The organism is Mucilaginibacter sp. cycad4 (assembly GCF_034263275.1).
In the GTDB taxonomy this organism is placed as follows: Bacteria; Bacteroidota; Bacteroidia; order Sphingobacteriales; family Sphingobacteriaceae; genus Mucilaginibacter.
Window position 1 is genome coordinate 39,188 of the sequence record NZ_CP139559.1, and the last position, 24,452, is coordinate 63,639.

At 41.2% G+C, this 24,452-nt stretch carries 23 protein-coding genes and 5 tRNA genes; 24 read left to right on the forward strand and 4 right to left on the reverse strand.

The genetic code is table 11. The features are described 5' to 3' along the window. Nucleotides 1-34 precede the first annotated feature (34 nt). Both SNE26_RS00205 and SNE26_RS00210 read left to right on the forward strand, forming a co-directional pair. The gene (locus SNE26_RS00205) at nucleotides 35-436 is read left to right on the forward strand and encodes a hypothetical protein (protein ID WP_321554648.1); all 402 of its coding nucleotides are present in this window, start codon (nucleotides 35-37) and stop codon (nucleotides 434-436) included. A gap of 8 nt (nucleotides 437-444) precedes the next feature. Continuing rightward, nucleotides 445-1,380: an IS3 family transposase gene (locus SNE26_RS00210; RefSeq protein ID WP_321554647.1), complete on the forward strand. Its 936-nt coding sequence runs from the start codon at nucleotides 445-447 to the stop codon at nucleotides 1,378-1,380. 54 nt (nucleotides 1,381-1,434) lie between these two features. Here SNE26_RS00210 and recN read toward each other — a convergent pair whose 3' ends face one another. The 3 genes from recN to SNE26_RS00225 form a co-directional block, all read right to left on the reverse strand. Next, entirely contained in the window at nucleotides 1,435-3,132 is a 1,698-nt protein-coding gene (recN, locus tag SNE26_RS00215) for a DNA repair protein RecN (protein WP_321557405.1), read from the reverse strand. 180 nt (nucleotides 3,133-3,312) lie between these two features. Next, a complete protein-coding gene (locus SNE26_RS00220) occupies nucleotides 3,313-5,307 on the reverse strand; it encodes a M56 family metallopeptidase (protein WP_321557406.1) in 1,995 nt (664 codons plus the stop codon). Nucleotides 5,308-5,312: 5 nt separating this feature from the next. Beyond that, a complete protein-coding gene (locus SNE26_RS00225) occupies nucleotides 5,313-5,690 on the reverse strand; it encodes a BlaI/MecI/CopY family transcriptional regulator (RefSeq protein WP_321557407.1) in 378 nt (125 codons plus the stop codon). Nucleotides 5,691-6,226: 536 nt separating this feature from the next. Here SNE26_RS00225 and murB point away from each other — a divergent pair. Both murB and SNE26_RS00235 read left to right on the forward strand, forming a co-directional pair. Further along, a complete protein-coding gene (murB, locus tag SNE26_RS00230) occupies nucleotides 6,227-7,246 on the forward strand; it encodes a UDP-N-acetylmuramate dehydrogenase (protein WP_321557408.1) in 1,020 nt (339 codons plus the stop codon). Nucleotides 7,247-7,509: 263 nt separating this feature from the next. After that, on the forward strand, nucleotides 7,510-8,046 hold the full coding sequence (locus SNE26_RS00235; protein ID WP_090528721.1) for an RNA polymerase sigma factor: 537 nt from the start codon (nucleotides 7,510-7,512) through the stop codon (nucleotides 8,044-8,046). Nucleotides 8,047-8,501: 455 nt separating this feature from the next. Here SNE26_RS00235 and SNE26_RS00240 read toward each other — a convergent pair whose 3' ends face one another. Further along, entirely contained in the window at nucleotides 8,502-9,983 is a 1,482-nt protein-coding gene (locus tag SNE26_RS00240) for a phytoene desaturase family protein (RefSeq protein ID WP_321557409.1), read from the reverse strand. A gap of 82 nt (nucleotides 9,984-10,065) precedes the next feature. On the opposite strand from SNE26_RS00240, the gene SNE26_RS00245 reads away from it, so the two are divergent. The 20 genes from SNE26_RS00245 to rplK all read left to right on the forward strand — a co-directional run bounded on the left by SNE26_RS00245 (nucleotide 10,066) and on the right by rplK (nucleotide 24,433). Further along, nucleotides 10,066-10,917 (forward strand): phytoene/squalene synthase family protein, encoded by an 852-nt coding sequence (locus SNE26_RS00245; RefSeq protein ID WP_321557410.1) that lies wholly within the window; start codon nucleotides 10,066-10,068, stop codon nucleotides 10,915-10,917. Then, nucleotides 10,917-11,462, forward strand: coding sequence for a hypothetical protein (locus SNE26_RS00250; RefSeq protein WP_321557411.1), 546 nt, complete (start codon nucleotides 10,917-10,919; stop codon nucleotides 11,460-11,462). Before SNE26_RS00245 ends, SNE26_RS00250 begins: the two co-directional genes overlap by 1 nt. After that, nucleotides 11,459-12,139, forward strand: a complete 681-nt coding sequence (locus tag SNE26_RS00255) for a lycopene cyclase domain-containing protein (RefSeq protein ID WP_321557412.1) — start codon at nucleotides 11,459-11,461, stop codon at nucleotides 12,137-12,139. The genes SNE26_RS00250 and SNE26_RS00255 overlap by 4 nt, the downstream gene beginning before the upstream one ends. Then, nucleotides 12,136-12,405: a cytochrome b5 domain-containing protein gene (locus SNE26_RS00260; RefSeq protein WP_321557413.1), complete on the forward strand. Its 270-nt coding sequence runs from the start codon at nucleotides 12,136-12,138 to the stop codon at nucleotides 12,403-12,405. The genes SNE26_RS00255 and SNE26_RS00260 overlap by 4 nt, the downstream gene beginning before the upstream one ends. 580 nt (nucleotides 12,406-12,985) lie before the next feature. After that, complete coding sequence (locus tag SNE26_RS00265; protein WP_321557414.1) at nucleotides 12,986-16,174, forward strand: SusC/RagA family TonB-linked outer membrane protein; 3,189 nt, start codon at nucleotides 12,986-12,988, stop codon at nucleotides 16,172-16,174. 18 nt (nucleotides 16,175-16,192) lie between these two features. Beyond that, complete coding sequence (locus tag SNE26_RS00270; RefSeq protein ID WP_321557415.1) at nucleotides 16,193-17,680, forward strand: SusD/RagB family nutrient-binding outer membrane lipoprotein; 1,488 nt, start codon at nucleotides 16,193-16,195, stop codon at nucleotides 17,678-17,680. 172 nt (nucleotides 17,681-17,852) lie between these two features. After that, entirely contained in the window at nucleotides 17,853-18,692 is an 840-nt protein-coding gene (locus SNE26_RS00275) for a hypothetical protein (protein ID WP_321557416.1), read from the forward strand. 172 nt (nucleotides 18,693-18,864) lie between these two features. Next, a complete protein-coding gene (locus tag SNE26_RS00280) occupies nucleotides 18,865-19,098 on the forward strand; it encodes a hypothetical protein (protein ID WP_321557417.1) in 234 nt (77 codons plus the stop codon). 178 nt (nucleotides 19,099-19,276) lie between these two features. After that, complete coding sequence (gene rpsU / locus SNE26_RS00285; protein ID WP_090528691.1) at nucleotides 19,277-19,468, forward strand: 30S ribosomal protein S21; 192 nt, start codon at nucleotides 19,277-19,279, stop codon at nucleotides 19,466-19,468. A 92-nt stretch (nucleotides 19,469-19,560) separates the two neighbouring features. Next, nucleotides 19,561-20,472, forward strand: coding sequence for a tyrosine-type recombinase/integrase (locus SNE26_RS00290; RefSeq protein ID WP_321557418.1), 912 nt, complete (start codon nucleotides 19,561-19,563; stop codon nucleotides 20,470-20,472). A 12-nt stretch (nucleotides 20,473-20,484) separates the two neighbouring features. Beyond that, nucleotides 20,485-20,832 (forward strand): ribosome hibernation-promoting factor, HPF/YfiA family, encoded by a 348-nt coding sequence (gene hpf / locus SNE26_RS00295; RefSeq protein ID WP_110585434.1) that lies wholly within the window; start codon nucleotides 20,485-20,487, stop codon nucleotides 20,830-20,832. Between the two features lie 241 nt (nucleotides 20,833-21,073). Beyond that, nucleotides 21,074-21,146 (forward strand) — tRNA-Thr (locus SNE26_RS00300). A 65-nt stretch (nucleotides 21,147-21,211) separates the two neighbouring features. Continuing rightward, nucleotides 21,212-21,292: transfer RNA gene (locus SNE26_RS00305), tRNA-Tyr, on the forward strand. Nucleotides 21,293-21,380: 88 nt separating this feature from the next. Then, nucleotides 21,381-21,453, forward strand: a tRNA-Gly gene (locus tag SNE26_RS00310). A gap of 96 nt (nucleotides 21,454-21,549) precedes the next feature. Continuing rightward, a tRNA-Thr gene (locus SNE26_RS00315) sits at nucleotides 21,550-21,621 on the forward strand. 58 nt (nucleotides 21,622-21,679) lie between these two features. Beyond that, nucleotides 21,680-22,867, forward strand: a complete 1,188-nt coding sequence (gene tuf / locus SNE26_RS00320; protein ID WP_091166595.1) for an elongation factor Tu — start codon at nucleotides 21,680-21,682, stop codon at nucleotides 22,865-22,867. An 83-nt stretch (nucleotides 22,868-22,950) separates the two neighbouring features. After that, nucleotides 22,951-23,021 (forward strand) — tRNA-Trp (locus SNE26_RS00325). An 18-nt stretch (nucleotides 23,022-23,039) separates the two neighbouring features. Next, nucleotides 23,040-23,234: a preprotein translocase subunit SecE gene (gene secE / locus SNE26_RS00330; protein WP_090529653.1), complete on the forward strand. Its 195-nt coding sequence runs from the start codon at nucleotides 23,040-23,042 to the stop codon at nucleotides 23,232-23,234. 16 nt (nucleotides 23,235-23,250) lie between these two features. Then, nucleotides 23,251-23,793 (forward strand): transcription termination/antitermination protein NusG, encoded by a 543-nt coding sequence (gene nusG / locus SNE26_RS00335; RefSeq protein ID WP_121231625.1) that lies wholly within the window; start codon nucleotides 23,251-23,253, stop codon nucleotides 23,791-23,793. A gap of 199 nt (nucleotides 23,794-23,992) precedes the next feature. Then, nucleotides 23,993-24,433 (forward strand): 50S ribosomal protein L11, encoded by a 441-nt coding sequence (gene rplK, locus SNE26_RS00340; RefSeq protein ID WP_321557419.1) that lies wholly within the window; start codon nucleotides 23,993-23,995, stop codon nucleotides 24,431-24,433. The last annotated feature ends 19 nt before the right edge of the window (nucleotides 24,434-24,452 follow it).

Here is a 24,452-nt window from a genome sequence, read left to right on the forward strand (position 1 = left end):
TGTCCTGAAATGAGTTTACACAAAAATAAACTACATGGAAAAGATCATTATTGATGGAAAAGGACATTATTCACTTGAATTTAAGCATTCAGTTATCAAAGAGTATTTGGCTGGCAGTGTTAGTCAAAAGGCGTTGTTGAGGAAATATGATATCAAGATACATAGTGGCATAACGCGTTGGATGCAGAAGTTAGGTTATGCAGAAGTTCCGGAAAAAGACAGATATTTGTCATCAGTAAAACCACTATCCTTGCCCGCAAAGAAGCCCCATAAAGATCCGCCTACAGGTGCCTTGTCGCAAGAACAACAACGCATCAAAGAACTCGAACGTCAGCTTGAAGATGAGCAGCTTCGCAGTGAAATGTACAAGCGTATGATCGAGATTGCTGAACGTGATCTTAATATTCCTATCCGAAAAAAGTCGGATACCAAGTGATCCATGAGATGAAAGACATGTATACAAGGATCAGCCTTGTACGATTATGTCGGTTACTTGGTATTACCCGCCAGGCCTATTATCAGCACTTTTGGCAACAAGAAGCATCTGGAATAGAGGATACACTTATATTGCAGGAGGTTGTCAGCATTCGCCAAGACCACCGGGCAATGGGTGGCAGGAAGCTTTATGAAAAGCTGCACCCTTTTTTGCTTGATCATGGCATTAAAATGGGACGGGATGCACTGTTCGACCTGTTGTCAGCTAATGGACTGTTAGTAAAGAAACGCCGCAGGCGGCATGTGACGACCTGGTCGGGTCACCGGTTCAACAGATGGCCGAATATCATACGCAGCCTGGAGGTCGTCAGGCCTAACCAACTGTGGGTAAGCGATATCACCTACTGGAAAGTAAAAGAAGAACATTTGTACATCAGTTTGATAACGGACGCTTATTCGCACAAAGTAGTTGGCTATCATTTGGCTGATACCTTAGAAACGATCGAAACGATACAGGCCTTGAAAATGGCTTTAAAAGACCTGCCTGAACAATTGCCGGAGGCACTTATACATCACTCGGACCGGGGAGTGCAATATTGCACAGAAAGCTATGTAAAGCTATTACAGGACAGATACATCAAGATCAGTATGACCGAGAACGGTGACCCATTAGAGAATGCCGTTGCTGAACGAATGAACGGCATTCTTAAAGAAGAATATCTTAAGCATCACCGGCCTGAGAATAAGCAACAAGCAAAACAATTACTGGATAGAGCTATCGAGTTGTATAACAAACACCGGCCACACTTCAGTATCGGTCTGCTAACGCCCCAACATGTGCATGATAAAAGCTTGCTACCTCAAAAATTGTGGAAGAACTATTATCGCAAAAACACTAACATTGTAAACGTATCACAGGACATCACTACACTTGTAAATACATAACAGGACTATCTCATAAAATGTAAACTTTTTTTAGGACGAGACATACTTCCCCCTTTAGGGGGCTAATAATTCCCTCGCATTCTGCAACGCACTCTCCCCCGGCTTATCACCACTCAACATTTTAGCAATTTCAAACACACGCTCATCATTGCTTAGCTGTTTAATGCGGGTAAAGGTGGCGGCCTCACTATTATCTTTATAAACAAAATAATGGCTTTGGCCTTTGCTGGCAATTTGCGGCAGGTGGGTAATGGTAATTACCTGCAGGTTTTGCGATAAACGTTCCATGATCTGCCCCACCTTATTGGCCACTTCGCCGGATACACCGGTATCAATCTCATCAAAAATAATGGTAGGTAAAGCTGTATACTGTGCCACGATAGATTTAATGCTTAGCATCAGCCGGGAAAGCTCACCGCCCGAAGCCACCTTGCTCATCTCGGCCAAAGCATGCCCCTTATTAGCCGAAAACAAGAAGCGGATATTATCAATCCCCGTAGCCGTAAGCACAGCCGCAGGACTATCAGCACCTCCGCCAGCCGGCGGACGGGGGGGCGTCGAGTGCTGCTCAATTTTTAAGCTTGAACTTGCCATGCCCATTTCGGCCAGTGTTGCCAATACCTGTTTTTCAATATCCGGAATAGCTTTTTTGCGATTAGCAGATAATTCTACTGCCAGTTTTTCCAGCTCAGCTTTATCTGCAGCTATTTGTTTTTGCAGCTTTTCTATGGCTTCATCGCTGAACAGGGCTTGCTGGATCTTTTCAGATAGTTCATCCTGGATCTGCAATAATTCGGCATTGGTACTTACCCGGTGCTTTTTTTGCAGATTGTACATCATGCTCAACCGTGTGTTCACTTCTTCGGCACGGGCCTCATCAATAAAAGTATGCTGTTCAATGGCTTCAATTTCGGCGGCAACATCTTTCAACTCAATAATAACGCTGTTTATGCGTTGGCGCAGTTCAGCTACGGCCAGGTTGTATCTTTCTATCGAACCTAAAGCCTGGCCGGCTTCTTTTAATTGGATTAATGCGGCCATTTCACCATCCTGCAAAAGATAATTGGCGCTTAAAAGGTTGCGCTTAATTTCTTCTGCATTATTAAGGGTGTTAAGCTCCTGTTCCAAATGTTCCTGCTCATCGGCAACCAAAGCGCCTTTTTCCAGCTCATCAAACTGAAACTGAAAATAATCCAGGTCAGCCTTGGCTTTATCGCTTTCGGCAATCAACTGGTTAAGTTTGCTTAGCGATTTTTTGTAGGTACGGAATTTGGTTTGATAATCAAACAGCAAGTCCGAATGTCGGGCCACCGAATCAACTACCAGTAACTGAAAATCCGGGTCATTGATCTCCAGCGTAGCGTGCTGCGAGTGGATGTCGATCAGCTTTTCGCCTAATTGTTTCAGCGCTGTAAGGTTAACCGGGGTATCGTTCACAAAAGCACGGGATTTGCCATCGGCCGAGATCTCCCGGCGCAGCACGGTCTCCGTTTCGTAATCGAGATCGTTCTCTTCAAAGAAATCGGCCAGGTGAAAGCCGCTTATTTTAAAAGTGCCCTCGATAACGCATTTTTTTTGCTGGTTAAAAAAGTATTTACTTTCGGCCCGCTGTCCTAAAATAAGTGAAAGGGCACCCAATATGATCGATTTACCTGCACCGGTTTCGCCGGTTAATATGTTCAGGCCGCTATCAAAACCTATCTCCAGGTTATCGATAAGCGCGTAATTATTAATGGTTAGCTTTTGAAGCATAAAAAAAGTGTCCTCATTTTATTGAGGACACTAAATTACAAATTAAGGCTCTTTAAAAAATATTTTTTAATACTGTTTGCTAATTTATTTAGTCTTGGTTGGGGGAGTGAAAGTCTTAAGTCCAAAGTTCAAAGTCAAAGCAGGACTTGAGACTTTCAATTTAAGACTGCCGACTTAATATCAGTTAGTAGCTGTATCAGTTTTTACATCTTCCAAATTGTCGGTGTCAAACTTATAATCAAAGTCTTTATCCATTTTATCGCGATACAATTTCATTTTCTGTTTAAAAGCCGGACTTTTCATGTACTCCTGCAGTTGTTTGCTGGCTTCTTTAAGGCGTTGTTGTGCTGCCCTTATTTCGGGACTGCCCTGGTAAACGCGCATTTGTTTGCCGATATTTTTCATGTCTTCCTGTAGCTTTTTTATATCAGGATTATCGTAAGCTAATCTCAGGCTATCACCCATGGCTTGCATGCGGTTTCTTTTGGCAATAAATTCCGGCGAATCATAACGGCCGCGGATTTTTTGGCCCAGGTTTTTTAACTGCTCGGTTTGGGCTTTTACTTCAGCCGGGATCTTGCTTTGCAGTTCGTCCTGGTATTTTTTGTAGTTAGGGTCTCTGTCGTCGTTATAGCTATTATATCCACGATCATGCGGAATGCCGTACTTTTTCTCCAACTCACTGTTCATTTTTTTAAAGTCGGGACTATTGTAGTAAGCGCCGATTTTGCGGCCAATTTCACCCATCTGTTCGCTGGTTCTTTTTGATTCAGATGTTTCGCCATATTCCTTTTGAAAATCTTCGCCCATTTTTTGCATTTCGAGCTTCATTTTCTCCATGTCATCTGTGTTATAATAGGCCTGTAATGCTTTGCTTTTTGCGTCAAGCATTTCCTGTTGCTTTTTGAAGGCGTCGCTGGCGTAATATTTGCCAATCAGTTCACCTTGTTTGCTTACCTCGGCACTTAATTTTTCAAGCTGGGAATCGTTAAAGCCGTCGTAATTAAAATCATCATGACGTTGTTTGGCTTTAACTATTTCGGCCTGGGTTTTCTTTTTATAAGTTACAGCTTTTTTGGCTTTGACCTTGTGCGTTGTGTCTTCTACAAATATGGCGTGTAAGGCAGCAGGAGCACTAACCTTTTTAACAGTTAACTTGCCATCTTTAATGGTGGGGTTTAGCCAGGCAATGCTGCTAACGCCGGCAGTCGTTATAGCAATGGCCACAAGCAGGTGGCGGATATTGCCTATAGGTTTCTTGGTTTTCATGATGCGTTCAATTCTGTTTAATAAATGATATTTTTTGCCGTTAGCAGCCAGGGCCAGCTGTAAATGCTGCTGCCTGGTTTGCTCAAGCTTAAGGAGGGCATGCGCATAGATCAACGGTTGTTGTGTGGTTTGCACAACAAGGTCATCGCAGCTGTTTTCGCGCTCCCGGTTAATAATGCGGTTAATTAATTGGGCAAAGGGATTAAAGAATAACAGTATGGAAATAAATTGCTGCACCAGGTTAAGCAGGTAGTCGTTACGCTTAATGTGCGATAGCTCGTGCAGTAAAATGGCTTCAACCTCGGTAGCCGATAAGTATGTAGTAAGGGTTATCGGCAACAAAATAACGGGGCTTAAAAAGCCAATCATGCAGGGCGCATCAACCATACGGCTAAAGTTTACCCACACATTTTTAGTAATGCCCAGCTTTTGGCAAAGCTCATCGGCAAAGTCCTGCAGCCTGTCGGCAGGTACCATGGTACGTTTTATCAGGCTGATCTTTTGCCAGCTTAAACTTACCTTAAGCAGGTTAAACACTAAACCAACAAAGTAAAGGGCTGATATATAGGGCAGATAGCCTTTTATAACGTATTCGTAATAACTGTTTTGTGGTCTGGCTGCTACTTCATGCAACGGCAGGTAGAAACGTGGTAATAAAGATGGTGCATTGGCGGATGTGTAATTGATCCACTCATGCAGCCTGAAGTGATGGATAAACGTGTATGTAAACCAGGCGCTTAAAGTAAGCATAGCGCCCATAGCCCAATTATGCTTTTTAATGGCCGATAGTTGCGGCGCGCAAATGAACACTAATCTTAAGGCAAACCATATCAGCAATCCCTGCCATAACGATTGCAGAATGGTTACGCCTAACACCTGGCTTATATTATAGAATAAGTTTTCCATAACGTTTATTTTTTATCCTGATCAAATTGATTCAAAAAGTTTTTAATAGCGTCAATCTCGTCTTTTGATGCGCGGTGCTGGCCAAGCGCCTGGATCACCAAATCGGAAGTAGAGCCTTTAAATACAGTAGACAAGATTTTATCCAAAGCGTTGCTTTGTGCTTGCTCCATGCTGAATAAAGCTTTGTATAAATGTGTTTTTGAAGTGGTGTCGCGCTCAACCATTCCCTTATCATGCATTATCTGCATGAGTTTTAAGGTGGTGGTGTAGCCAGCATCCTTGTTTTTAGCAAGCTCTTCATGAACTTCACGTACGGTGCACTGGCCCTTTTTCCAAATTACCTGTAAAATTTCAAGTTCGCTTTCTGTTGGTTTAATTTCCATCTGTCTCTCTATTACGAATTCCTTCGTACAAATATCTACGATGAATTTCGTATTTGCAAATGATTTTGAAAATATTTAACAAATTTTAACATCGTTGATTTTTTTTATTGAGTTGATTACGGTGATTTCTTGCCTGGGGAAGAGGTCTGAACCACGATTTGGGGGGGGATTTTTGGGACAGGGTTTTGTTAATTTTCAGAACTCGAATTTTAAGGAATTTAAGAATGAACAGAAAAGGTAAATTCAATAAATTCTAATAATTCGTTAAAATTCGGGTTCTGACAATATTATACAAGAAAAATCCGATTAATCCGAGAAATCTGCTCAAATCCCGGTTCAGAATTAGGGCGTTGCCTTCGGCCGGGCTTTCCCCGCATACGCCTGCAGGCCTTGTGCGCGGGTCGGTATCCGCTCCTAACCTAACGCTGAAACAACCGATATTACAATGAACCATCTTTTGGTTACTTTTGCGCTTAAGAGATTTCGGAAAATAAAAACTCCGAAATCCAACATCCCAAATCCGACATCAAAAAGCCATGCTCCAAATACAGGAAAACGTATCCCTCAAAAATTTTAACACCTTCGGGATTGATACCCGTGCCCGCTACTTTGTGGAAATAGCCCATGAAGATGAACTTGCCGAACTGTTTGCCGACCCGCAATGGCTGCAAACCGAACGACTGGTGCTCGGCGGCGGCAGCAATATGCTCATGGTTAATGATTTTGATGGGCTGGTAATCCGTATGAATATCCGCGGAATAGAACACCGCATCAGCCATAATGATGTGTATGTTGAAGCAGGCGGCGGCGAGGTATGGAACGACCTGGTAAATTACTGCGTTGATCACGGTTATGCCGGTATCGAAAATCTGAGCCTGATTCCCGGTTCGGTAGGGGCATCGCCTATACAAAACATAGGTGCTTACGGTGTAGAGCTTAAGGATGTGTTTCATACCTGCCGGGCTTTTGAAATAGCCACTGGTACATTTAAAGGGTTTAGTAAGGAAGATTGCAAGTTTGGCTATCGCGAGAGTGTTTTCAAAGCCGAACTGAAGGAACAGTATATTATAGTATCGGTAAAATTCCATTTATCACTCATCCCCAATATAAATATTCAGTATGGTGCAATAGGGCAGGAGCTGCAAAACAGGGGGATTGTAAATCCTACTATAAAAGAAGTATCGCAGGTAGTGGCGCACATCCGGGTATCCAAACTGCCCGATCCATCAACTATAGGCAACGCCGGCAGCTTTTTCAAAAATCCGGTGATCAGCGCCGAAGAGTTTGCAGTAATACAATCTAAATTTCCTGATGTAGTGAACTATCCCGCGGCCGATGGAGGAGTAAAATTGGCGGCCGGCTGGCTTATTGAACAGTGTGGATGGAAGGGAAAAACGGTTGGCCACACAGGAACCTGGAAGAATCAAGCCCTGGTATTAGTAAACCACGGAGGCGCTACCGGGCAGGAAGTGTATGATTTTTCGTCGCAAATCATAGACAGTGTGTACACTAAATTTGGCGTTACCCTACAACGGGAGGTTAATATTATTAGTTAAATAAGTTTATTTAAAGTGAATTTTCGTTTTTAAAAAAAAATCTTCTGAATAACATTCCTGTTACAAATGTTCCCTAAATAAGTTTGATTTTCTGATGTGAAAATTCATAACATTCTGTTTTTCAGTATTGTAATTGTTTTTAATGTGTTAAAAGTACACAATGGATAAGTTTCAATACTGATGTTTAAAAGTGGACTTTTTACTACACACTTTAGCTTAATGGCATCATGCTTGTCTAATTGTTAACACAAAACTTTAACAAAATGACAAAGATTGAGTTTAACACCCTTGTACTACGTCAGGCGACTTCTTTAAGATCATACGCTTTACATTTCACGCACGACGCAGACGATGCTAACGACCTTGTCCAGGATACAATGTTGAAGGCCATAACTTACTACAACAAGTTTAAGGAAGGCACCAATTTAAAAGGATGGTTATATACCATCATGAAAAACACATTCATCAACAACTATCGCCGTTTTGTTAAAATGAGCACTTTCGTTACCAAGAGTGATGAAATTTCATCACCAAACCTGGTATTTAGTTCCACCAAAAACCAGGGCGAAGCCAAATTTGTTATGGATGATATTAAAAAAGCCTTAGACAGGCTGCCCGAAGATTATTATGTACCCTTCACCATGTATTTTGAAGGCCATAAATACCATGAAATTGCCGATCACCTGGATATCCCGATCGGTACCGTAAAAACCCGCATACACGTAGCACGCAAGCTGCTCAAGAAAAACCTTAAGGCATATGATAACGGCATCGCCAAACCCGTTTACGCAGAGAATTAATGTTCAATTAAACTCCATCATATATATAACAGGAAACCCGCCCCAAGAGGCGGGTTTTTTGTTTGAGGGAAGAAATGATCCCAAAAACTATTTCATTGCGAGCGCAGCGTGGCAATCGCACGGAAGCGTGGCCGCCCTGTGTAGCTACGGGATTGCTTCGTCGTTCCGCCTTATAATGACGTGATTGTAAGTTGTTGATTATTAGTGGTATTTTCGGAATTGATTTTATAACATGGGCGTTCCCGTTAGCTAACGGGCCGGGCTTTCCGTTACAAGTCCTCGCTTTGTCTTCCCACAATCCCAACCCGCGCTGTGGGCTTTACACTGCAATCCCTAACGCGCCCAACCCGCCCAACATCTCTAAAACATATTTTGCACGTCATTACGGTTTTTTCCAGGGTTTCTCTGGTGGTTCCTTGCAATGACATGGATTTTTGAAGAATGTAGGTAAGTCATTAATCTGTTAAAACTTTCATGGCCTCCGCTGCCACCACCTGCCCGGATATAATAGCGGGCGGAACGCCAGGCCCGGGCACTGTAAGCTGGCCGGTATACAACAAGTTGCTGATATGTTTTGCCCGCATGGCGGGTTTAAAAAATGCGGTTTGGGCAAGTGTGTTAGCCAATCCGTAAGCATTGCCTTTAAAAGAGTGATAGTCGGCTTTGAAATCATTAAGCGCATAACTTCGCTTCACTACAATCGAATCCCTGATATCCTGCCCAGTAATGTGAGCAAATCTGTCCATCATCAGGTTAAAATATTTTTCACGGATGGATTCATCATCGTTCAAACCAGGTGCTATGGGCATTAAAAAGAATAAATTTTCACCGCCCTCCGGAGCAACGGTGCTGTCCGTTTTTGAACTGCAGCAAACATAAAAAAGCGGATTGGTAGGCCATTGCGGTGAGGTATAGATCTCTTTGGCATGCAGCTCAAAATCCTCGTCAAAAAATAAATTATGGTGCTGTATGCCCGGCACTTTTTTGTTGGTGCCGATATAGAACAACAAACCCGATGGCGACATGGTGCGGCTACCCCAATATTTCGCGGTGTAATTACGATGAGGCTCATCAAGCAGGCGCTGGTCGACATGTTGATAGTCGGCCCCGGCAATTACCATATCGGCAGTGAATGCACCGTTATTGGTTTGGATTTTATCAACCTGTTTATCTTTTACGTTGATTTTTTTAACCTCGGTATCCAATTTAATTTCAACCCCGAGTTCGGTAGCCAGGCTTACCATAGCCTTTACAATCTCATTCATACCACCCATAGGGTACCAGGTGCCAAGGGACAGATCTGCATAATTCATCATGCTGTACATGGCCGGGGTATTTTGAGGGGTAGCACCTAAAAACAATACCGGGAACTCCAACATTTTAATTAGTTTGGGGTTTTTAAAATATTTGCGTACATGACTGCTTATGCTGGTCAACAGTTGAATACTGAAGCTTTTTTTGATGAGATTGAAATCAATAAACTCAGTAATGGAGTGGGAGGGACGGAAAACATATTCGCCCATGCCTACTTTGTATTTATACGCCGCCTGGGCTAAAAAATTGCGTAATGCTTTACTGCTGCCGGGTTCCGTGTGCTCAAACAGGGCTTCAAGCTCAGCCATATCTGCGGGGACATCAAACATTTCGTTTTTGCTGTAATAAACACGGTAGCCGGGATCCAGTCTTTTAAGCCGGTAATAATTGGACGGTTTTTTGCCGAACAGTGCAAAAAAGTTTTCAAATACATCAGGCATCCAGTACCAGCTTGGCCCCATATCAAACCTGAAACTATCCTGCTCCCAGACCCTGGCACGGCCACCGGGCTGGTCATTTTTTTCCAGTATAGTAACTTTATAGCCTTCTTTAGCCAAAACACAGGCTGCCGATAAGCCAGCAAAGCCCGAACCAATAACAATAATATGCTTGCTGCTGCTCATGTTTAATGTGAAGCCCAAGGTAAGCAAATTGTTTTAGGCCTATTAAAAAACAATACCGCTTTGAATTTGTACTTTTGAAAAAATGACCACGCGAGTGCCGATGATGAACCTGTACGATGAAACTTGTTTTGAATGCAGTAAACTGATAACAAAAAAATACAGCACTTCTTTTAGTCTCGGCATTAAAACTTTTGATAAAAGCTTTCGGTATCCCATTTATGCTATCTACGGCTTTGTACGTTACGCCGATGAAATTGTAGATACCTTTCATGGGTACAACCAACAGCAACTGATGAGCAGGTTTGAGGAGGAGACTTTCAAGGCTATTAAAGAAAGGATCAGTACTAATCCTGTGATCCATTCTTTTCAACAGGTAGTTAACCGGTATGGTATTGATCATGAGCTTATCAGGGCTTTTCTAAGATCAATGGAAATGGACCTGGATAATAAAGCTTATGATAAGGATAGCTATCAAACTTATATTTATGGTTCGGCAGAGGTTATCGGCATGATGTGCCTGCGTGTTTTTACCAATGATGATGCCCTGTACCAGGCCCTTATACCTAAGGCCAGAAGCCTGGGGGCGGCTTTTCAAAAGATCAATTTTTTGCGGGATGTTAAGGCTGATTATACCGAACGTGGGCGCACATATTTTCCGGGGATCGATTTCAATAATTTTACCGAGCGGGATAAGCTTGCCATTGAGGCGGAAATTAAACACGATTTTGATGAAGCCTTTGAGGGAATAAAGCGTCTGCCCGTTGGCACCAGGCTTGGGGTTTATATTGCGTATATTTACTACCTGCAGCTGTTTAAGAAAATAAGCTATACCCCGGCTAATGTAATATTGCAAAAGCGCATCCGGGTTTCTGATGCCCGTAAAATGAGTTTGTATGTCAAAGCTGTTCTGCAGCAAAAACTAAATGTTATTTAATGTTCAGGAAGATATTTTTTATAGCCAGTATATTGACAGTTGTATTCAAGTCGCAAACGGCTAATGCCGAAGAACCTAATCTTAAAGTACTGCGTAAGCAAATGCTTATTGCTATTGATAAAGGCAAAACCACCGATTCGTTATATAATAGTCTTAATGGTATCAAAGAAAAGAGCGGTATAGTGAATGGTTTCATAGGTGGCCTGCTTGCCTTAAAAGCCAAACATGCCTGGAACCCATATTTAAAATTGAAATATCTTAACAGATCGGAAAAGATATTTAAGCAGGCATTAATTGATGATCCGCATAATATCGAGATCAGGTTTATGCGCTTTTCTGTCGAACACAATGTGCCTTCCATTTTAGGTTTTAATAAAGACCTCGCCGCGGATACTGATGATATTATAGTCCAACTGGATAAAAAGAATTATGGCTCGGCTGATAAGGAATTGACCATCCAGATTATTAAATTCCTCCTTCATTCTAAAAGATGCACATCTGCCCAAAGCCAGGCGCTCAATAAACACTTAACCGAACTTACGTGAGATACACCTATTTACTGATCAATCTGCTAACGGTATTTTTTCCCGTTGTGCTTTCGTTTGATAAAAGGGTGCAGTTTTATAAAAGCTGGAAATTTATATGGCCCGGCATAGCCGTTACCGGTTTGTTTTTTTTGTTTTGGGACATACTTTTTACAATCAGGGGTGTTTGGTTGTTCAATCCGTCATATATCATAGGTGTTAAGTTTTTTGGTTTGCCCTTAGAGGAAATACTCTTCTTTTTAACGGTGCCGTTTGCCTGTATATTTATTTACGCCTGCCTTAATCACTATGTTAAATGGCTGATGCCTTTCAGGCTTACCAGTATTATAAGCAGTATGGTAATATTGCTGAGCATCCTAATGCTGATATTTTATCATGACCGGCTTTACACCGCGGTTACTTTTGGTTTATTATTACTGCTGGTAGTGCTGATTCAATATGTTTTTAAGGCCGATTGGCTTAATCGTTATTACCTGGCCTATATTGTGGCACTTTTGCCGTTTTATATAGTAAACGGCATATTAACCTCCATACCAATTGTGTTGTACAACAATGCCGAAAACCTGGGAAAGCGGGTTGGCACTATTCCGTTTGAGGATCATTTTTACCTGATGGCTTTACTGCTCATGAACATTGGTTTCTTTGAATATTTTAAACAACGGAAATTAAGCCGATGAGCGAGCTGCCGACATACACTAAATCGCAACTGGCCTTACGCAATGGTCAGGATAAGCCCCAGATCTGGGTGGCTTATAAAGGTGATATTTATGATGTAACCGAAAGCCGGTTATGGCGAAACGGGAAACATTATGAACACTGGGCCGGGCAGGATTTGACAGATGAACTTGCCGGCGCACCACATACCGAAACCGTATTTGAGAGATTTGTAAAGGTAGGTCGCCTAACCCCGGCCCTCTCCTTTGGGGAGGGAGGGAAGGGTTGATATGTTTTCTTCAACAAAATGCCGGTAAATCATTTTTGAACAGTTTCTGAAAGGTGACGCCCTTTCTGTCACTCCTGTGTCATTTAATGCGTTGATTGGGATAGTATATTCTGTATTAAATCATGTAAATATATTGTTACGTGGGTGTTTTTTACCAAAAAACATGATAAAAACAAGGTATTCTCCTTCCTTGTAAGCTTATTTCAACGGGCCATGTATGGTATTATTTACCGTTGTAAAAGGGGATTTTAAGGACCGGTAAGCTGTAGTTCTTCTTTTAAATTTCTCGTGGCAGTTAATTTTATTGTGTTTTGATTTACAAGAGCTTATAAAGCAAATTAGGAAAATGCCTCGCGCATTTTCCTAATTTATAATTAACAATATTAACTGACTTATTACCGGCCGGATCTAACGGCCATATGGTATTAACGATAGCAAAGGTAATTTCTTGTTGATTATTTCCTAAAACCTTCACTGTGGTTAAAAAAATTCATGTAAAAGAAATATTACATTTATTATTTGTTTTATTTTATCGTTGGCTATTAAGTTTGCTTCCTTAACTATTAGCTAAATTTTTTCTATGAAAAAACGACTACTACTAATTTTGTGCAGTTTCGTATTTGCTGTAACACAGCTTTTTGCGCAAAATCACACTGTTACCGGTACGGTAACAGCCAGGGAGGACGGTCTTCCTCTGCCGGGTGTATCGGTGAAGATAAAAGGGACAACTACCGGTACCCAAACTACCGTCGACGGTAAATTCTCACTTAACGTTCCTAACAACGCAGTTTTATCATTCAGCTTTATTGGCTATGCTACGCAGGATGTCCCTGTTGGCGGTTCTACAAACCTTAAAGTGATTTTAGAGGCATCAAGCCGCGGTCTTAATGAGGTAATTGTAACCGCCTTAGGTATCACCAGGCAACAAAAATCACTGGGTTACGCTGCTCAGCAGATAAAAGGCGATGACCTTACAGTTACCAAACAATCCGACCTTAACACCGCCCTTGCAGGTAAAATTGCAGGTGTACAGGTATTAGGTGGTTCGGGTGCAAAATTCGGTACATCAACTATCCGCATCCGTGGTATCAATTCATTGTCGGGTGGTAACCCTATTTACGTGGTAAATGGTGTGGTTACTGATCCTAACGCGGTAAATAATGATGATATCGAAACTATGTCGGTGTTAAAAGGCCCTGCTGCAACTGCCCTGTATGGTCAGCGTGCATCTGAAGGTGCAGTTGTTATTACGCTTAAGAAAGGCTCAAACAAAGGGGTTGGTGTTTCTTTTAACCAGTCAACATCTTTTGAGAAAGTTTACCAGCTGCCTGAATATCAAAATGAATACGGTGGCGGTACCAGCACAACCTGGAAAACCTATACTTATGACCCTGCTAATGGTTCACCCGCATCATTTGCCAAGTTTAATGGTGTGAAAATTTACGATTACGGAGTTGACGAAAGTTGGGGGCCTAAGTTGGATGGTACAATGTACGCTCCATGGTATTTCTGGGATCCCACAAATCCAGACTTTGGCAAGTTAAAACCATTTGTTGCACAGCCAAACAACGTACGCGACTTTTACCGTACAGGTGTTACTTACAACACAAATGCTGCATTTTCAAAAGCTGCAGATGATTACAACTTCAGGGTATCGTACACGAACATTGACCGTACTGGTATTACGCCTAACAGCGATCAGAAACGTAACAACGTTGGTTTAAACGGCGAGCTTAAATTAACCAAGAAATTTACTGTAAGCGCTAACGCTAACTTTTCGCAAATTAATTCAAACAATATACCTGCCGAAGGTTACGGTACGCAAACTGCTGGTTCATTCAGCCAGTGGTTTCACAGGGATATCGAGATCGATAAACTTAAGAACTACCGGAGAGCCGATGGTACTTACACTTCATGGAATATCATAAGCCCTGATAACCTGGCGCCACACTATTGGGACAACCCATATACCGAGGCTTATGTTAATACTTCAAAGTCAAACAGCAACCGTATTTATGGTAACATCACTGCATCGTACCAGTTTACTAAAGACCTTTCGTTGTCATTAATTGCACGGGAAGATCTTTTAAACCGTGATGACAATGCACAAGTAGGTTCAGGTACTATCAATGTTGATTCATATTCACAAAGCCAGTATACCTACAAGGAAAATAATTATGTAGCTAACTTGTCATATAGCCATAATTTCAAAGATCTGTCTGTAAAAGCCGGTTTGTATGCCGAAACAAGGCAAGACAGGTACCGTTACACCAGCGGTGGTACCAATGGCGGTTTGGCCGTGCCTGATCTGTACACTTTGAGCAACTCTATTGATGCTCCTTCATCATTCAGTTACAATGCATTATCACGCGTAAACAGCTACTACGGTTATACATCATTTGGTTACAAGGATTTCCTATACCTTGATTTTAACGCACGTAATGATATTTCATCAACTTTGCCGGTTAACAACAACTCATACTGGTACGGTGGTTTATCAGGTTCATTTGTATTTACCGAGCTGATGGCTAAAAATGATTGGTTAACTTTTGGTAAGTTAAGGTTATCAGCAGCCAAATTAGGTTCAGATACACAACCTTACCAGGTTTATCAAACCTACAACCTGAGTACTACACCTTATGGCGGTAATCCGGTACAAACCGTGCCCAATACCTTGCCAAACCAAACGCTGAAACCAACATTATCAACAGCGTATGAAATAGGTACCGAGTTACACTTTATTAAAGACAGGATTAAATTTGACTTTAACTACTATACCCGTAACGCTAAAGACCAGATATTGCCTTTACCGGTAAATGGTACTTCAGGTTATTCAACAGCAGTAGTTAATGCCGGTGAGATTAAAAACCACGGTATTGAAATAAGCCTTGGCGGCACACCGATAAAATCAAAAGATTTTACCTGGAATGCTGACTTTAATATCTCATTTAACCGTAATAAAGTTGTTTCAATATATCCCGGTATCAATAGCTTACAAGTATCTCCTGATGGTTTGGGCGGATATGGCTTATCTGGTGGTAACCAGGCAGCCGGTTCAAGAGGTTTCGGTTTCGTAGGATCGCCAAGCTTTGGTATCAATGGGGTGGTTGGCAGTTCATATGGTCAGATCATCGGTTCGGGTTTTACCCGCGATACAAAAGGGAATATTGTTGTTGATGAAAACGGCTACCCTATCGTAAATAATACTGTTAATCTGGGCAGTATGCTACCAAGTTATACAGGTGGTTTTACTAATACGTTTAACTACAAAAACTTTATACTTGCATTTTCTCTTGACTTTCAAAAAGGCGGTACGTTTGTTTCAGTTACCCAACAAAATCTTAACGGATCAGGCTTAGGCATTCAAACTGTTGGCCCTAATGCTAAAGGTAATCCAAAACGTGATGCTGTATCTGCAGGTGGCGGTACACTGTTTGCCGGTGTTCACGAAGATGGTACTCCCAACACTACTTATGTAAACACCCGTCAGTTATATGAATCAGTTTTAAGCCAGATCTGGGAGAACTACACTTTTGATGCATCATACGTTAAACTACGTGAGGTTAGCATAGGTTATTCCTTCTCTAAAAAGGTGCTGGGCAGGTTGCCGTTCCAAACAGCATATTTTGGTATCACTACGCAAAATCCCTGGATGATTTACTCTAAACTAAAAGGTGTTGATCCTTCGCAGTTGCAAACATCTTTTTATGAAGGTGGCCAGTTGCCAAACACCCGTAACATCGGATTTAACCTAAAGGTAACGTTCTAAAAAAAGCTCTCACAAATTATGAAAAAGTCATATATTAAATATATAGCAGGGGCATTTATCTTTGTTGCAGCATCATGTAAAACTGGTGGCGACATAAATGTTAACCCCAATCAATCGCCCAATGTACAAACAGGTTATATGTTAACCAGTGCAATACAGTTTTTAGGGGGAATAAACGGTGCCGGCGCAACAACCAATATTAACTCGTTTGCCGGCGAATTGTATTCACAATACATTTCGGAAACCTATTACACCAACGAGTCGCAGTTTGCTTTAAAGCAGTATGATTACCAAACGTACTATACAGGTCCGTTGCTTGATCTGAAAACAATAATCAGTAACAATACTGACCCTGCTAAGAAAAACCTGGCATCAACCACCAAGTTTGGAACCAACAATGATCAGATAGCCTCCGCAAGGATCCTTTCGGCGTTTATTTATTTAACCATGACCGATAGGTGGGGAGATATTCCTTATACACAGGCTTTGAGTGGAGCAAGTAACTTTTCACCGGCTTTTGATGCGCAAAAAGATATATATACCGCATTAATGAAAGAACTGGACGAGGCACAAGCCCAACTGGGTACTACTAATTCGTTAACGGGTGATATTTTATTTAACGGTAATAATGTCCGCTGGAAACACTGGGCCAATTCGTTACACGCTATAATGGCGCTGAGGCTTTCAAAAGTTGACCCTGCTACCGGCAAAACCGAGTTTGCCAAAGCTGTTGCAGGTGGCCTGATGACGTCAAATGATGATAATGCTACCTATAAATATAGCAGCGCACAAACTAATGAGAATCCATACTTTACTAATTACCGTAACCGGTATGATTATGCTGTTAGCTCATTGCTGGTAACTACCCTGAAAGGGCTTAATGATCCAAGGCTTGCTGTTTATGCTGCTCCAACTGCATCTAACACCATTGTTGGATTACCTTACGGCACTTATGGCGACGCATTAGGTAATTATAGCGCAGGCACAAGAGATGCTCCGGGTAATATTTCATTGATAGGTACAGCATTATCTGATGCCAGTTCATCATCTGTGTGGACTTCATACGCCCAGGTACTGTTTATGCAAGCCGAAGCCGCTCATCTTAACTGGATAGCCGGTGGTGATGGCGCTGCTGCTGATTTCTATAACAAAGGTGTAACTGCATCATTAGAGCAAAATGGTATCAGTTCGGCTGATGTGGCAACTTACCTTGGCCAGGCGTCGGTTAAATTTAATGCCAGTACTGCTTTAGATCAGATCTTAACTCAAAAATGGATAGCTAACTTCCTTGGCGACGGATGGGAGTCATGGGCCGAATATCGTCGTACAGGTTTACCTAAACTGCTTGATCCGGTTCCGGGTTCATTAAGCCCTGGCCAAAGAATCCCACGCAGACAGCAATACCCTCAAACCGAACACGATCTTAACCTGACCAATTACAATGCTGTAATTGCACGCCAGGGCGCTGATGCGCTTAATACAAGGGTATACTGGGATAAACAATAATTTATATTTGATGATCCTTAATATATTTAACAAAGGCTGCCATTTGGCGGCCTTTGTTGTTATAGTTGCCTGGTCCCTGACGGTAAAGATTTGTACAAGCTATGTGGTAGGGGCTTAACAAAGTTTAACTTTTTTAACTCATTATTCTTTTGGATACACGGTATATTTATCCATGAAAAAACCTTACCTCATCATAATTTTACTAACCCTTGCAACTTTAAACAAAAGCTACAGTAGCTGTTTAGTTTCAAAAACTGATACGGGGAAATGTTTTTTGGTAACTGGAGGATATCATAATTCAGGATGTCTCTCAATTAAAAGGATCAATATTGTCAAAACAAGCGCCGACTTACGGCGGAAACAATTTTTTGTTAAATATGAACAAATACGTGATAGCCGCAGAGACTCGGGCTTTGTCAACGCGAAACTGATCCGTACAGGGTGGGGTGACGGAATTTTTGCCACAAGGCCCGGTTTTTACCGCCATGATCTTGCAAGTGCGGTTCCCGCAGGGGTTATTGCGCTTTCGCCTGCCGATAGAAAGAATTTTAAAATAAGTATCAACCAGGATTCTGTCAAGCAAATGAAGGATACCATATGCTATGCCGCAGGTAAGATACACAGGTGTCTTTATGCGATAGTGCCCGTAATACTAAGCAACCAATCGGATGATACCTTAAAGTATATCAATATGTCATGTTCATGGCTTGATGCTTTTACAACCGATGTAGAAAGTATAAAATTGTTACCATCGGCTGTAATGGAAGAGTGCTGGAAGAATAGTCCTGCTATTTATATGATTGCTCCTCATCAACGGATAACGTTTTTTATACCGGTGTATTTTTTAACTGATATGGGTAAAAACAAGTTGTTTGTATCAAAAGCTTTTAAAATAGGAATGAGTTTATTCAAATATATTGAAGGGACACAGTTTCCTTTCGATATATTGGGGCTAACACTTCGGCGGGAAAAGGATATTATTTTATGGAGTGATGACATTGTTGCCCTATAATCCATATCTTCAAATGCAGATAACGTCGTTAAGCTTTGATGCGATGATAAGAATTGATAAAATCATTATTTATTGAATTTTTGGTTCTGTACCATTGTGTCTTGTATTATTTGTTAGTTATAACATTATGTTTGGGCCTTCCGTTAGGGAGAGTATTATTCAAAGGGATTTATTGGAAACGATTAACGGTGTGGTGGATACCTTATATAATGATAAAGCTAATCACAATATAAGAACAGCTATTTTAACAAATAAAACAAAGTATCAAATTGAATCTGAATGGGAGAATAAAATTGAAATGGGTGATTCATTATTTAAAGCGAAAGGATCTTTTTTATTAGAGATGTATAAAAGGAATGGCCAGAAAGTAATTCTGGATTACAAGTCAACTATTCCTTCTCAATAAAAATCGGATAGTTTTAGGGAAGTCATTGTCCCTACAAGTAAATTGTTCTGAACGTTGATGTAATTGCTACCCAATCAGTACGGTCCTCAAAAACAAAAATAATTCCACGCTCTCTCTTTGATATTCAAAACATTGTGATTATCTTTGCCCTCCCTTGAAAGGAGGTATTTTAGGAATTATGATCATTATTAACGTAAAAGACGGCGAATCATTAGACAAAGCATTGAAACGCTTCAAAAAGAAATTCGAAAAAACAGGTGTTTTAAGAGAACTACGCAGTCGTCAGGCTTTCGAAAAAAAATCTGTAACCCGTCGTCATGTTGTTAAACATGCTATCTACAAACAGACTTTGAACCAGGAAACTGTTTAATTCTTTTTTTGTTGAAAAGAATTAATTAATTTCTTGACACTATATTAAAACTATTTGTACATTCATCATCCCGGATGTATAAATAGTTTTTTATGTTTTTAGCGCGTTTTATCCAATACATCAAGTACGAAAAGCGGTATTCAGTCCACACTGTTTCCGCATATCAGTCTGATCTGGATCAGTTCATGCGCTTTTTAAACAACCCCGGCGGTGCCGATCCCGCACCCGAGCCGGTTATTACCCATCCATCGCAGGTAAGCTATCATGACATCCGTAACTGGATGGTTGAGCTTATTAACCAAAAACTTACAGGCCGTTCGGTTAATCGCAAAATGGCCACGCTGCGCAAATACTTTAAATTCTTATTGCAGGAAGGTATTGTTGAAACTAACCCGGTATCCAGGGTGCGGTCGCAAAAAGTTGCTAAAACGCTGCCAGTAGTAGTTGAAGATGCGCGCCTCACAAAAATGTTAGATAGTGATGACATTTTTACAAACGATTTTCCGGGCCGGCGCGATAAGCTTGTTATTGAGCTGTTGTTCGGTACGGGTATACGCCTTGCCGAACTGTTAGGTATTAAAGAACAGGATATTAGCTTTGACAGGGGAGTGGTAAAAGTATTGGGCAAGCGCAACAAGGAACGCATCATCCCTATTAATAATGAACTGAAGATCCTGCTGCCCGAATATCTGGAGTTAAAGAAAAATCAAAATTTTGATAACAATTCCTTCACATTAATCGTTACAAATAAAGGAGCCGATGCTTATCCGAAATTGATTTATTTAATAGTGCAGAAATACCTCTCCAACATATCAACTCAAAATAAACGGAGCCCTCATGTGCTCAGGCACACGTTTGCAACCACCATGCTAAATAACGGGGCCGATTTAAATTCAATTAAAGAACTTTTGGGCCACGCTAACCTCAGCGCAACCCAAATTTACACGCACAATTCAGTTGAAAGACTAAAATCTATTTATAAACTCGCCCATCCAAAGGCTTAAAAAGGAGGAAACATGAAAATTACAGTGCAGTCAATTCATTTCACCGCAGACAAGAAACTTTTAGATTTTATTCAGAAGAAAACGGATAAGCTTGATACGTTTTATGACCATATTATTAGCGGTGAAGTTTACTTAAAGCTTGAGAATGTGGAAGATGAATGTAATAAGATAACGGAGATCAAATTGTTATTACCCGGCAACCAGATATTTGCCAAAGAGAAGTGTAAGAGTTTTGAGGAAGCTACCGACCTGGCTGTTGAAAGCCTGAGGAAGCAAATTGAAAAGCATAAACAAAAGAAAGCCCTTGCTGATGCTACAGCCAAAAAAGCTGTTTTAACGGCAGCAGAGGAGGGTTTTTAATATTATAAAAAGGCTTATTTTAAGCCCAAATCGGCAGGTTTTTAGCCTGCCGATTTTTTTTGATAAAAAATTTTGACGTGGCGTTATTTTTTGTAGATTTGCAGTCCCTTTCGGGGAGGTATTTAACGCCTCGAAAAAAAGTTGAAATAGTTCTTTAAAATATCAAAAAGCTTATTACTTTTGCGCTCCGTTATCGAAAGCCACTTAAGGTTTAGGTAATGTAAAGGCAAGATAAATATAAGCCTCCTTAGCTCAGCTGGTAGAGCAACTGACTTGTAATCAGTAGGTCATTGGTTCGATCCCGATAGGAGGCTCAGTTTTTTTCGGATTGAGGTATTTAGCTTCAATTTTGGATATCGCAAATCCGGAAACAACTACCGGGGGGATACCAGAGCGGTCAAATGGGACGGACTGTAAATCCGTTGCTTCGGCTACGAAGGTTCGAATCCTTCTCCCCCCACTTATTTGAATGAGTGATTTGATGAGTTAGTGATTTAGTGAATGCTAAAATCACCAATTCACTAAATCACTCATTCATTAATTAATAAGCGGAAGTAGCTCAGTTGGTAGAGCGATAGCCTTCCAAGCTATAGGTCGCGAGTTCGAACCTCGTCTTCCGCTCGGTTGGTTCATTAGTCGGTTAGTTCACTTGTTCATTAGTGGCAGCTGCAAAGACCAATGAACTAATAAACGGGTGAACCAATGAACAAAAAATTAGCCGACGTAGCTCAGGGGTAGAGCACTTCCTTGGTAAGGAAGAGGTCATGGGTTCAAATCCCATTGTTGGCTCAGTGTTATAAAACATACATTAAAGTTAAAATTAACCTACAAAAATAATTTATAGATCATGGCAAAAGAAAAGTTTGACCGCAGTAAGCCGCACTTAAACATCGGTACAATCGGTCACGTTGACCACGGTAAAACAACCCTTACCGCAGCTATTACTAAAGTTTTGGCTGATGCAGGTTTATCAGAAGCTCGTTCATTTGATTCAATTGACTCGGCTCCTGAAGAAAAAGAACGTGGTATTACCATCAACACTGCCCACGTTGAATATTCAACAGCTAACCGTCACTATGCACACGTTGACTGTCCAGGTCACGCGGATTATGTGAAGAACATGGTTACTGGTGCTGCTCAGATGGACGGTGCAATCATTGTAGTTGCTGCAACTGATGGTCCGATGCCACAAACCCGCGAACACATCCTGTTAGCTCGTCAGGTAGGTGTACCTGCACTTGTTGTTTTCATGAACAAAGTTGACATGGTTGATGATCCGGAATTATTAGAATTAGTAGAAATGGAAGTTCGTGAATTATTGTCATTCTACGAATTCCCAGGTGATGATATCCCAGTTATCCAGGGTTCTGCATTAGGTGGTCTTAACGGCGATCCTACCTGGGTTGGTAAAATCATGGAGTTGATGGATGCTGTAGATAGCTACATCCCTATCCCTCCACGTTTAACAGATCTTCCTTTCTTAATGCCTGTTGAAGACGTATTCTCAATCACTGGTCGTGGTACTGTTGCTACCGGTCGTATTGAGCGTGGTGTAATCAACTCAGGTGAGCAAGTTGACATCCTTGGTATGGGTGCTGAAAACTTGAAATCAACTGTAACTGGTGTTGAGATGTTCCGTAAGATCCTTGATCGCGGTGAAGCTGGTGACAACGTAGGTTTATTGTTACGTGGTATTGAGAAAACTGATATCCGTCGTGGTATGGTTATCTGCAAACCAGGTTCAGTAACTCCTCACACCGATTTCAAAGCAGAAGTTTACGTATTATCAAAAGCAGAAGGTGGCCGTCACACTCCATTCTTCAACAAATACCGTCCACAATTCTATTTCCGTACCACTGACGTTACTGGTGAGATTTCATTAGAACCAGGTGTAGAAATGGTTATGCCGGGTGATAACGTTACAATCACTGTAAAGTTGATCAACGCTATCGCAATGGAAAAAGGCTTACGTTTCGCTATCCGTGAAGGTGGTCGTACCGTAGGTGCTGGTCAGGTAACTGAAATCTTGAAATAATAATATTTCAATAAAAAGGTTAATTTGAAAACATAAGTTTAGCCTTCAACGGCAAACTTATGTTTTCTTATTATAAATAACACACGGGAATAGTTCAACGGTAGAATAGAGGTCTCCAAAACCTTTGATCAGGGTTCGAATCCTTGTTCCCGTGCTTAAGCACAATATAAAAATGGCAGGCGTAGCTGAATATATTAAAGAGTCATACATCGAGTTAACCGAAAAGGTTACCTGGCCTACATGGCGCGAGCTGCAAAGCAGCGCTGTTTTGGTATTGGTTGCCGCTATAATTATTGCGCTGGTTATCTTAGGTATGGACCAGATCATTAATTATTTGCTTAAACTGTTTTACACATCACTAACATAATATCAGGGAGACGGAGATGAGTGATCAATTGAAATGGTATGTAGTTAGGGCTATTAGTGGTAAGGAAAAAAAAGTTAAACAATATATAGATGCCGAAATTAGCCGTTTGGGCATTAGTCATTTGGTACCACAGGTATTAATACCTACCGAAAAGTATTACCAGATGCGCGATGGAAAGAAGATAGCTAAAGAGCGTAACTACTTTCCGGGCTATGTGCTTATGGAGGCCGTTTTAGATGGTGAAACCGAGCACATCATAAAAAATATAAACAGCGTTATAGGTTTCCTGGGTGATAAGGCCGGAAATGCTATCCCGCTTCGCCAGGCAGAAGTTAACCGTATTTTAGGTAAGGTTGACGAAATGAGTACGCAGGGCGAAACCATGAACGTACCTTATTATGTTGGCGAGGCCGTTAAAGTTATGGACGGGCCTTTCAACGGTTTCAGCGGCGTTATCGAAGAAGTTAACGAAGAAAAAAAGAAACTGAAAGTAATGGTAAAGATATTCGGGCGCCGTACGCCGCTTGAGTTGAATTACATGCAGGTAGAAAAAGAGTAGTTTGGTAGATGGTGAGTGGTTGATTAAGTAATTAGTTAACTGCCGGCATTAATCCAAACATTAATAAAATATAATAGAGTATTGAAATGTGTAAATGAGGCAGCTACTCACCAATCACAAAATCAACCACTCACTAAAACCTTAAATGTTACTTAGCTTCCACTTACTAACATTGAGTTTATAATTAAAGTAAATTAAAATGGCAAAAGAGATCGGTGCAATGGTTAAGCTGCAAGTTAAAGGCGGCGCCGCAAACCCATCACCACCAATTGGCCCGGCATTGGGTGCAAAAGGTGTGAACATCATGGAGTTTTGCAAACAATTTAATGCACGCACCCAGGACAAAGCTGGAAAAGTATTGCCTGTTTTGATTACTGTTTATGTTGACAAATCATTCGAATTTATCATCAAAACCCCTCCCGTTGCTATCCAGTTATTGGAAGCTACCGGTTTAAAGAGTGGTTCTGCTGAGCCTAACCGTAAAAAAGTTGCCAGTGTTAACTGGGACCAGGTTGAGACTATAGCAAAAGATAAAATGGTTGACTTGAATGCATTCACAGTTGAATCGGCCATGAAAATGGTGGCAGGTACTGCCCGCAGCATGGGAATTACCGTATCAGGTACAGCTCCCTGGAATTAATTAATTTATACAAATCAGT

What these genes read in the sequence shown, in the direction of transcription:
- SNE26_RS00265 (WP_321557414.1), top strand. Translation starts at nt 12,986, where the DNA reads ATGAAAAAACGACTACTACTAATTTTGTGCAGTTTCGTATTTGCTGTA.
- rpsU (WP_090528691.1), top strand. Translation starts at nt 19,277, where the DNA reads ATGATCATTATTAACGTAAAAGACGGCGAATCATTAGACAAAGCATTG.
- SNE26_RS00205 (WP_321554648.1), top strand. Translation starts at nt 35, where the DNA reads ATGGAAAAGATCATTATTGATGGAAAAGGACATTATTCACTTGAATTT.
- secE (WP_090529653.1), top strand. Translation starts at nt 23,040, where the DNA reads ATGGCAGGCGTAGCTGAATATATTAAAGAGTCATACATCGAGTTAACC.
- nusG (WP_121231625.1), top strand. Translation starts at nt 23,251, where the DNA reads ATGAGTGATCAATTGAAATGGTATGTAGTTAGGGCTATTAGTGGTAAG.
- SNE26_RS00250 (WP_321557411.1), top strand. Translation starts at nt 10,917, where the DNA reads ATGTTCAGGAAGATATTTTTTATAGCCAGTATATTGACAGTTGTATTC.
- SNE26_RS00245 (WP_321557410.1), top strand. Translation starts at nt 10,066, where the DNA reads ATGACCACGCGAGTGCCGATGATGAACCTGTACGATGAAACTTGTTTT.
- SNE26_RS00275 (WP_321557416.1), top strand. Translation starts at nt 17,853, where the DNA reads ATGAAAAAACCTTACCTCATCATAATTTTACTAACCCTTGCAACTTTA.
- tuf (WP_091166595.1), top strand. Translation starts at nt 21,680, where the DNA reads ATGGCAAAAGAAAAGTTTGACCGCAGTAAGCCGCACTTAAACATCGGT.
- SNE26_RS00240 (WP_321557409.1), bottom strand. Translation starts at nt 9,983, where the DNA reads ATGAGCAGCAGCAAGCATATTATTGTTATTGGTTCGGGCTTTGCTGGC.
- SNE26_RS00220 (WP_321557406.1), bottom strand. Translation starts at nt 5,307, where the DNA reads ATGGAAAACTTATTCTATAATATAAGCCAGGTGTTAGGCGTAACCATT.
- SNE26_RS00235 (WP_090528721.1), top strand. Translation starts at nt 7,510, where the DNA reads ATGACAAAGATTGAGTTTAACACCCTTGTACTACGTCAGGCGACTTCT.
- SNE26_RS00225 (WP_321557407.1), bottom strand. Translation starts at nt 5,690, where the DNA reads ATGGAAATTAAACCAACAGAAAGCGAACTTGAAATTTTACAGGTAATT.
- recN (WP_321557405.1), bottom strand. Translation starts at nt 3,132, where the DNA reads ATGCTTCAAAAGCTAACCATTAATAATTACGCGCTTATCGATAACCTG.
- SNE26_RS00210 (WP_321554647.1), top strand. Translation starts at nt 445, where the DNA reads ATGAAAGACATGTATACAAGGATCAGCCTTGTACGATTATGTCGGTTA.
- rplK (WP_321557419.1), top strand. Translation starts at nt 23,993, where the DNA reads ATGGCAAAAGAGATCGGTGCAATGGTTAAGCTGCAAGTTAAAGGCGGC.
- murB (WP_321557408.1), top strand. Translation starts at nt 6,227, where the DNA reads ATGCTCCAAATACAGGAAAACGTATCCCTCAAAAATTTTAACACCTTC.
- SNE26_RS00290 (WP_321557418.1), top strand. Translation starts at nt 19,561, where the DNA reads ATGTTTTTAGCGCGTTTTATCCAATACATCAAGTACGAAAAGCGGTAT.
- SNE26_RS00270 (WP_321557415.1), top strand. Translation starts at nt 16,193, where the DNA reads ATGAAAAAGTCATATATTAAATATATAGCAGGGGCATTTATCTTTGTT.
- hpf (WP_110585434.1), top strand. Translation starts at nt 20,485, where the DNA reads ATGAAAATTACAGTGCAGTCAATTCATTTCACCGCAGACAAGAAACTT.
- SNE26_RS00260 (WP_321557413.1), top strand. Translation starts at nt 12,136, where the DNA reads ATGAGCGAGCTGCCGACATACACTAAATCGCAACTGGCCTTACGCAAT.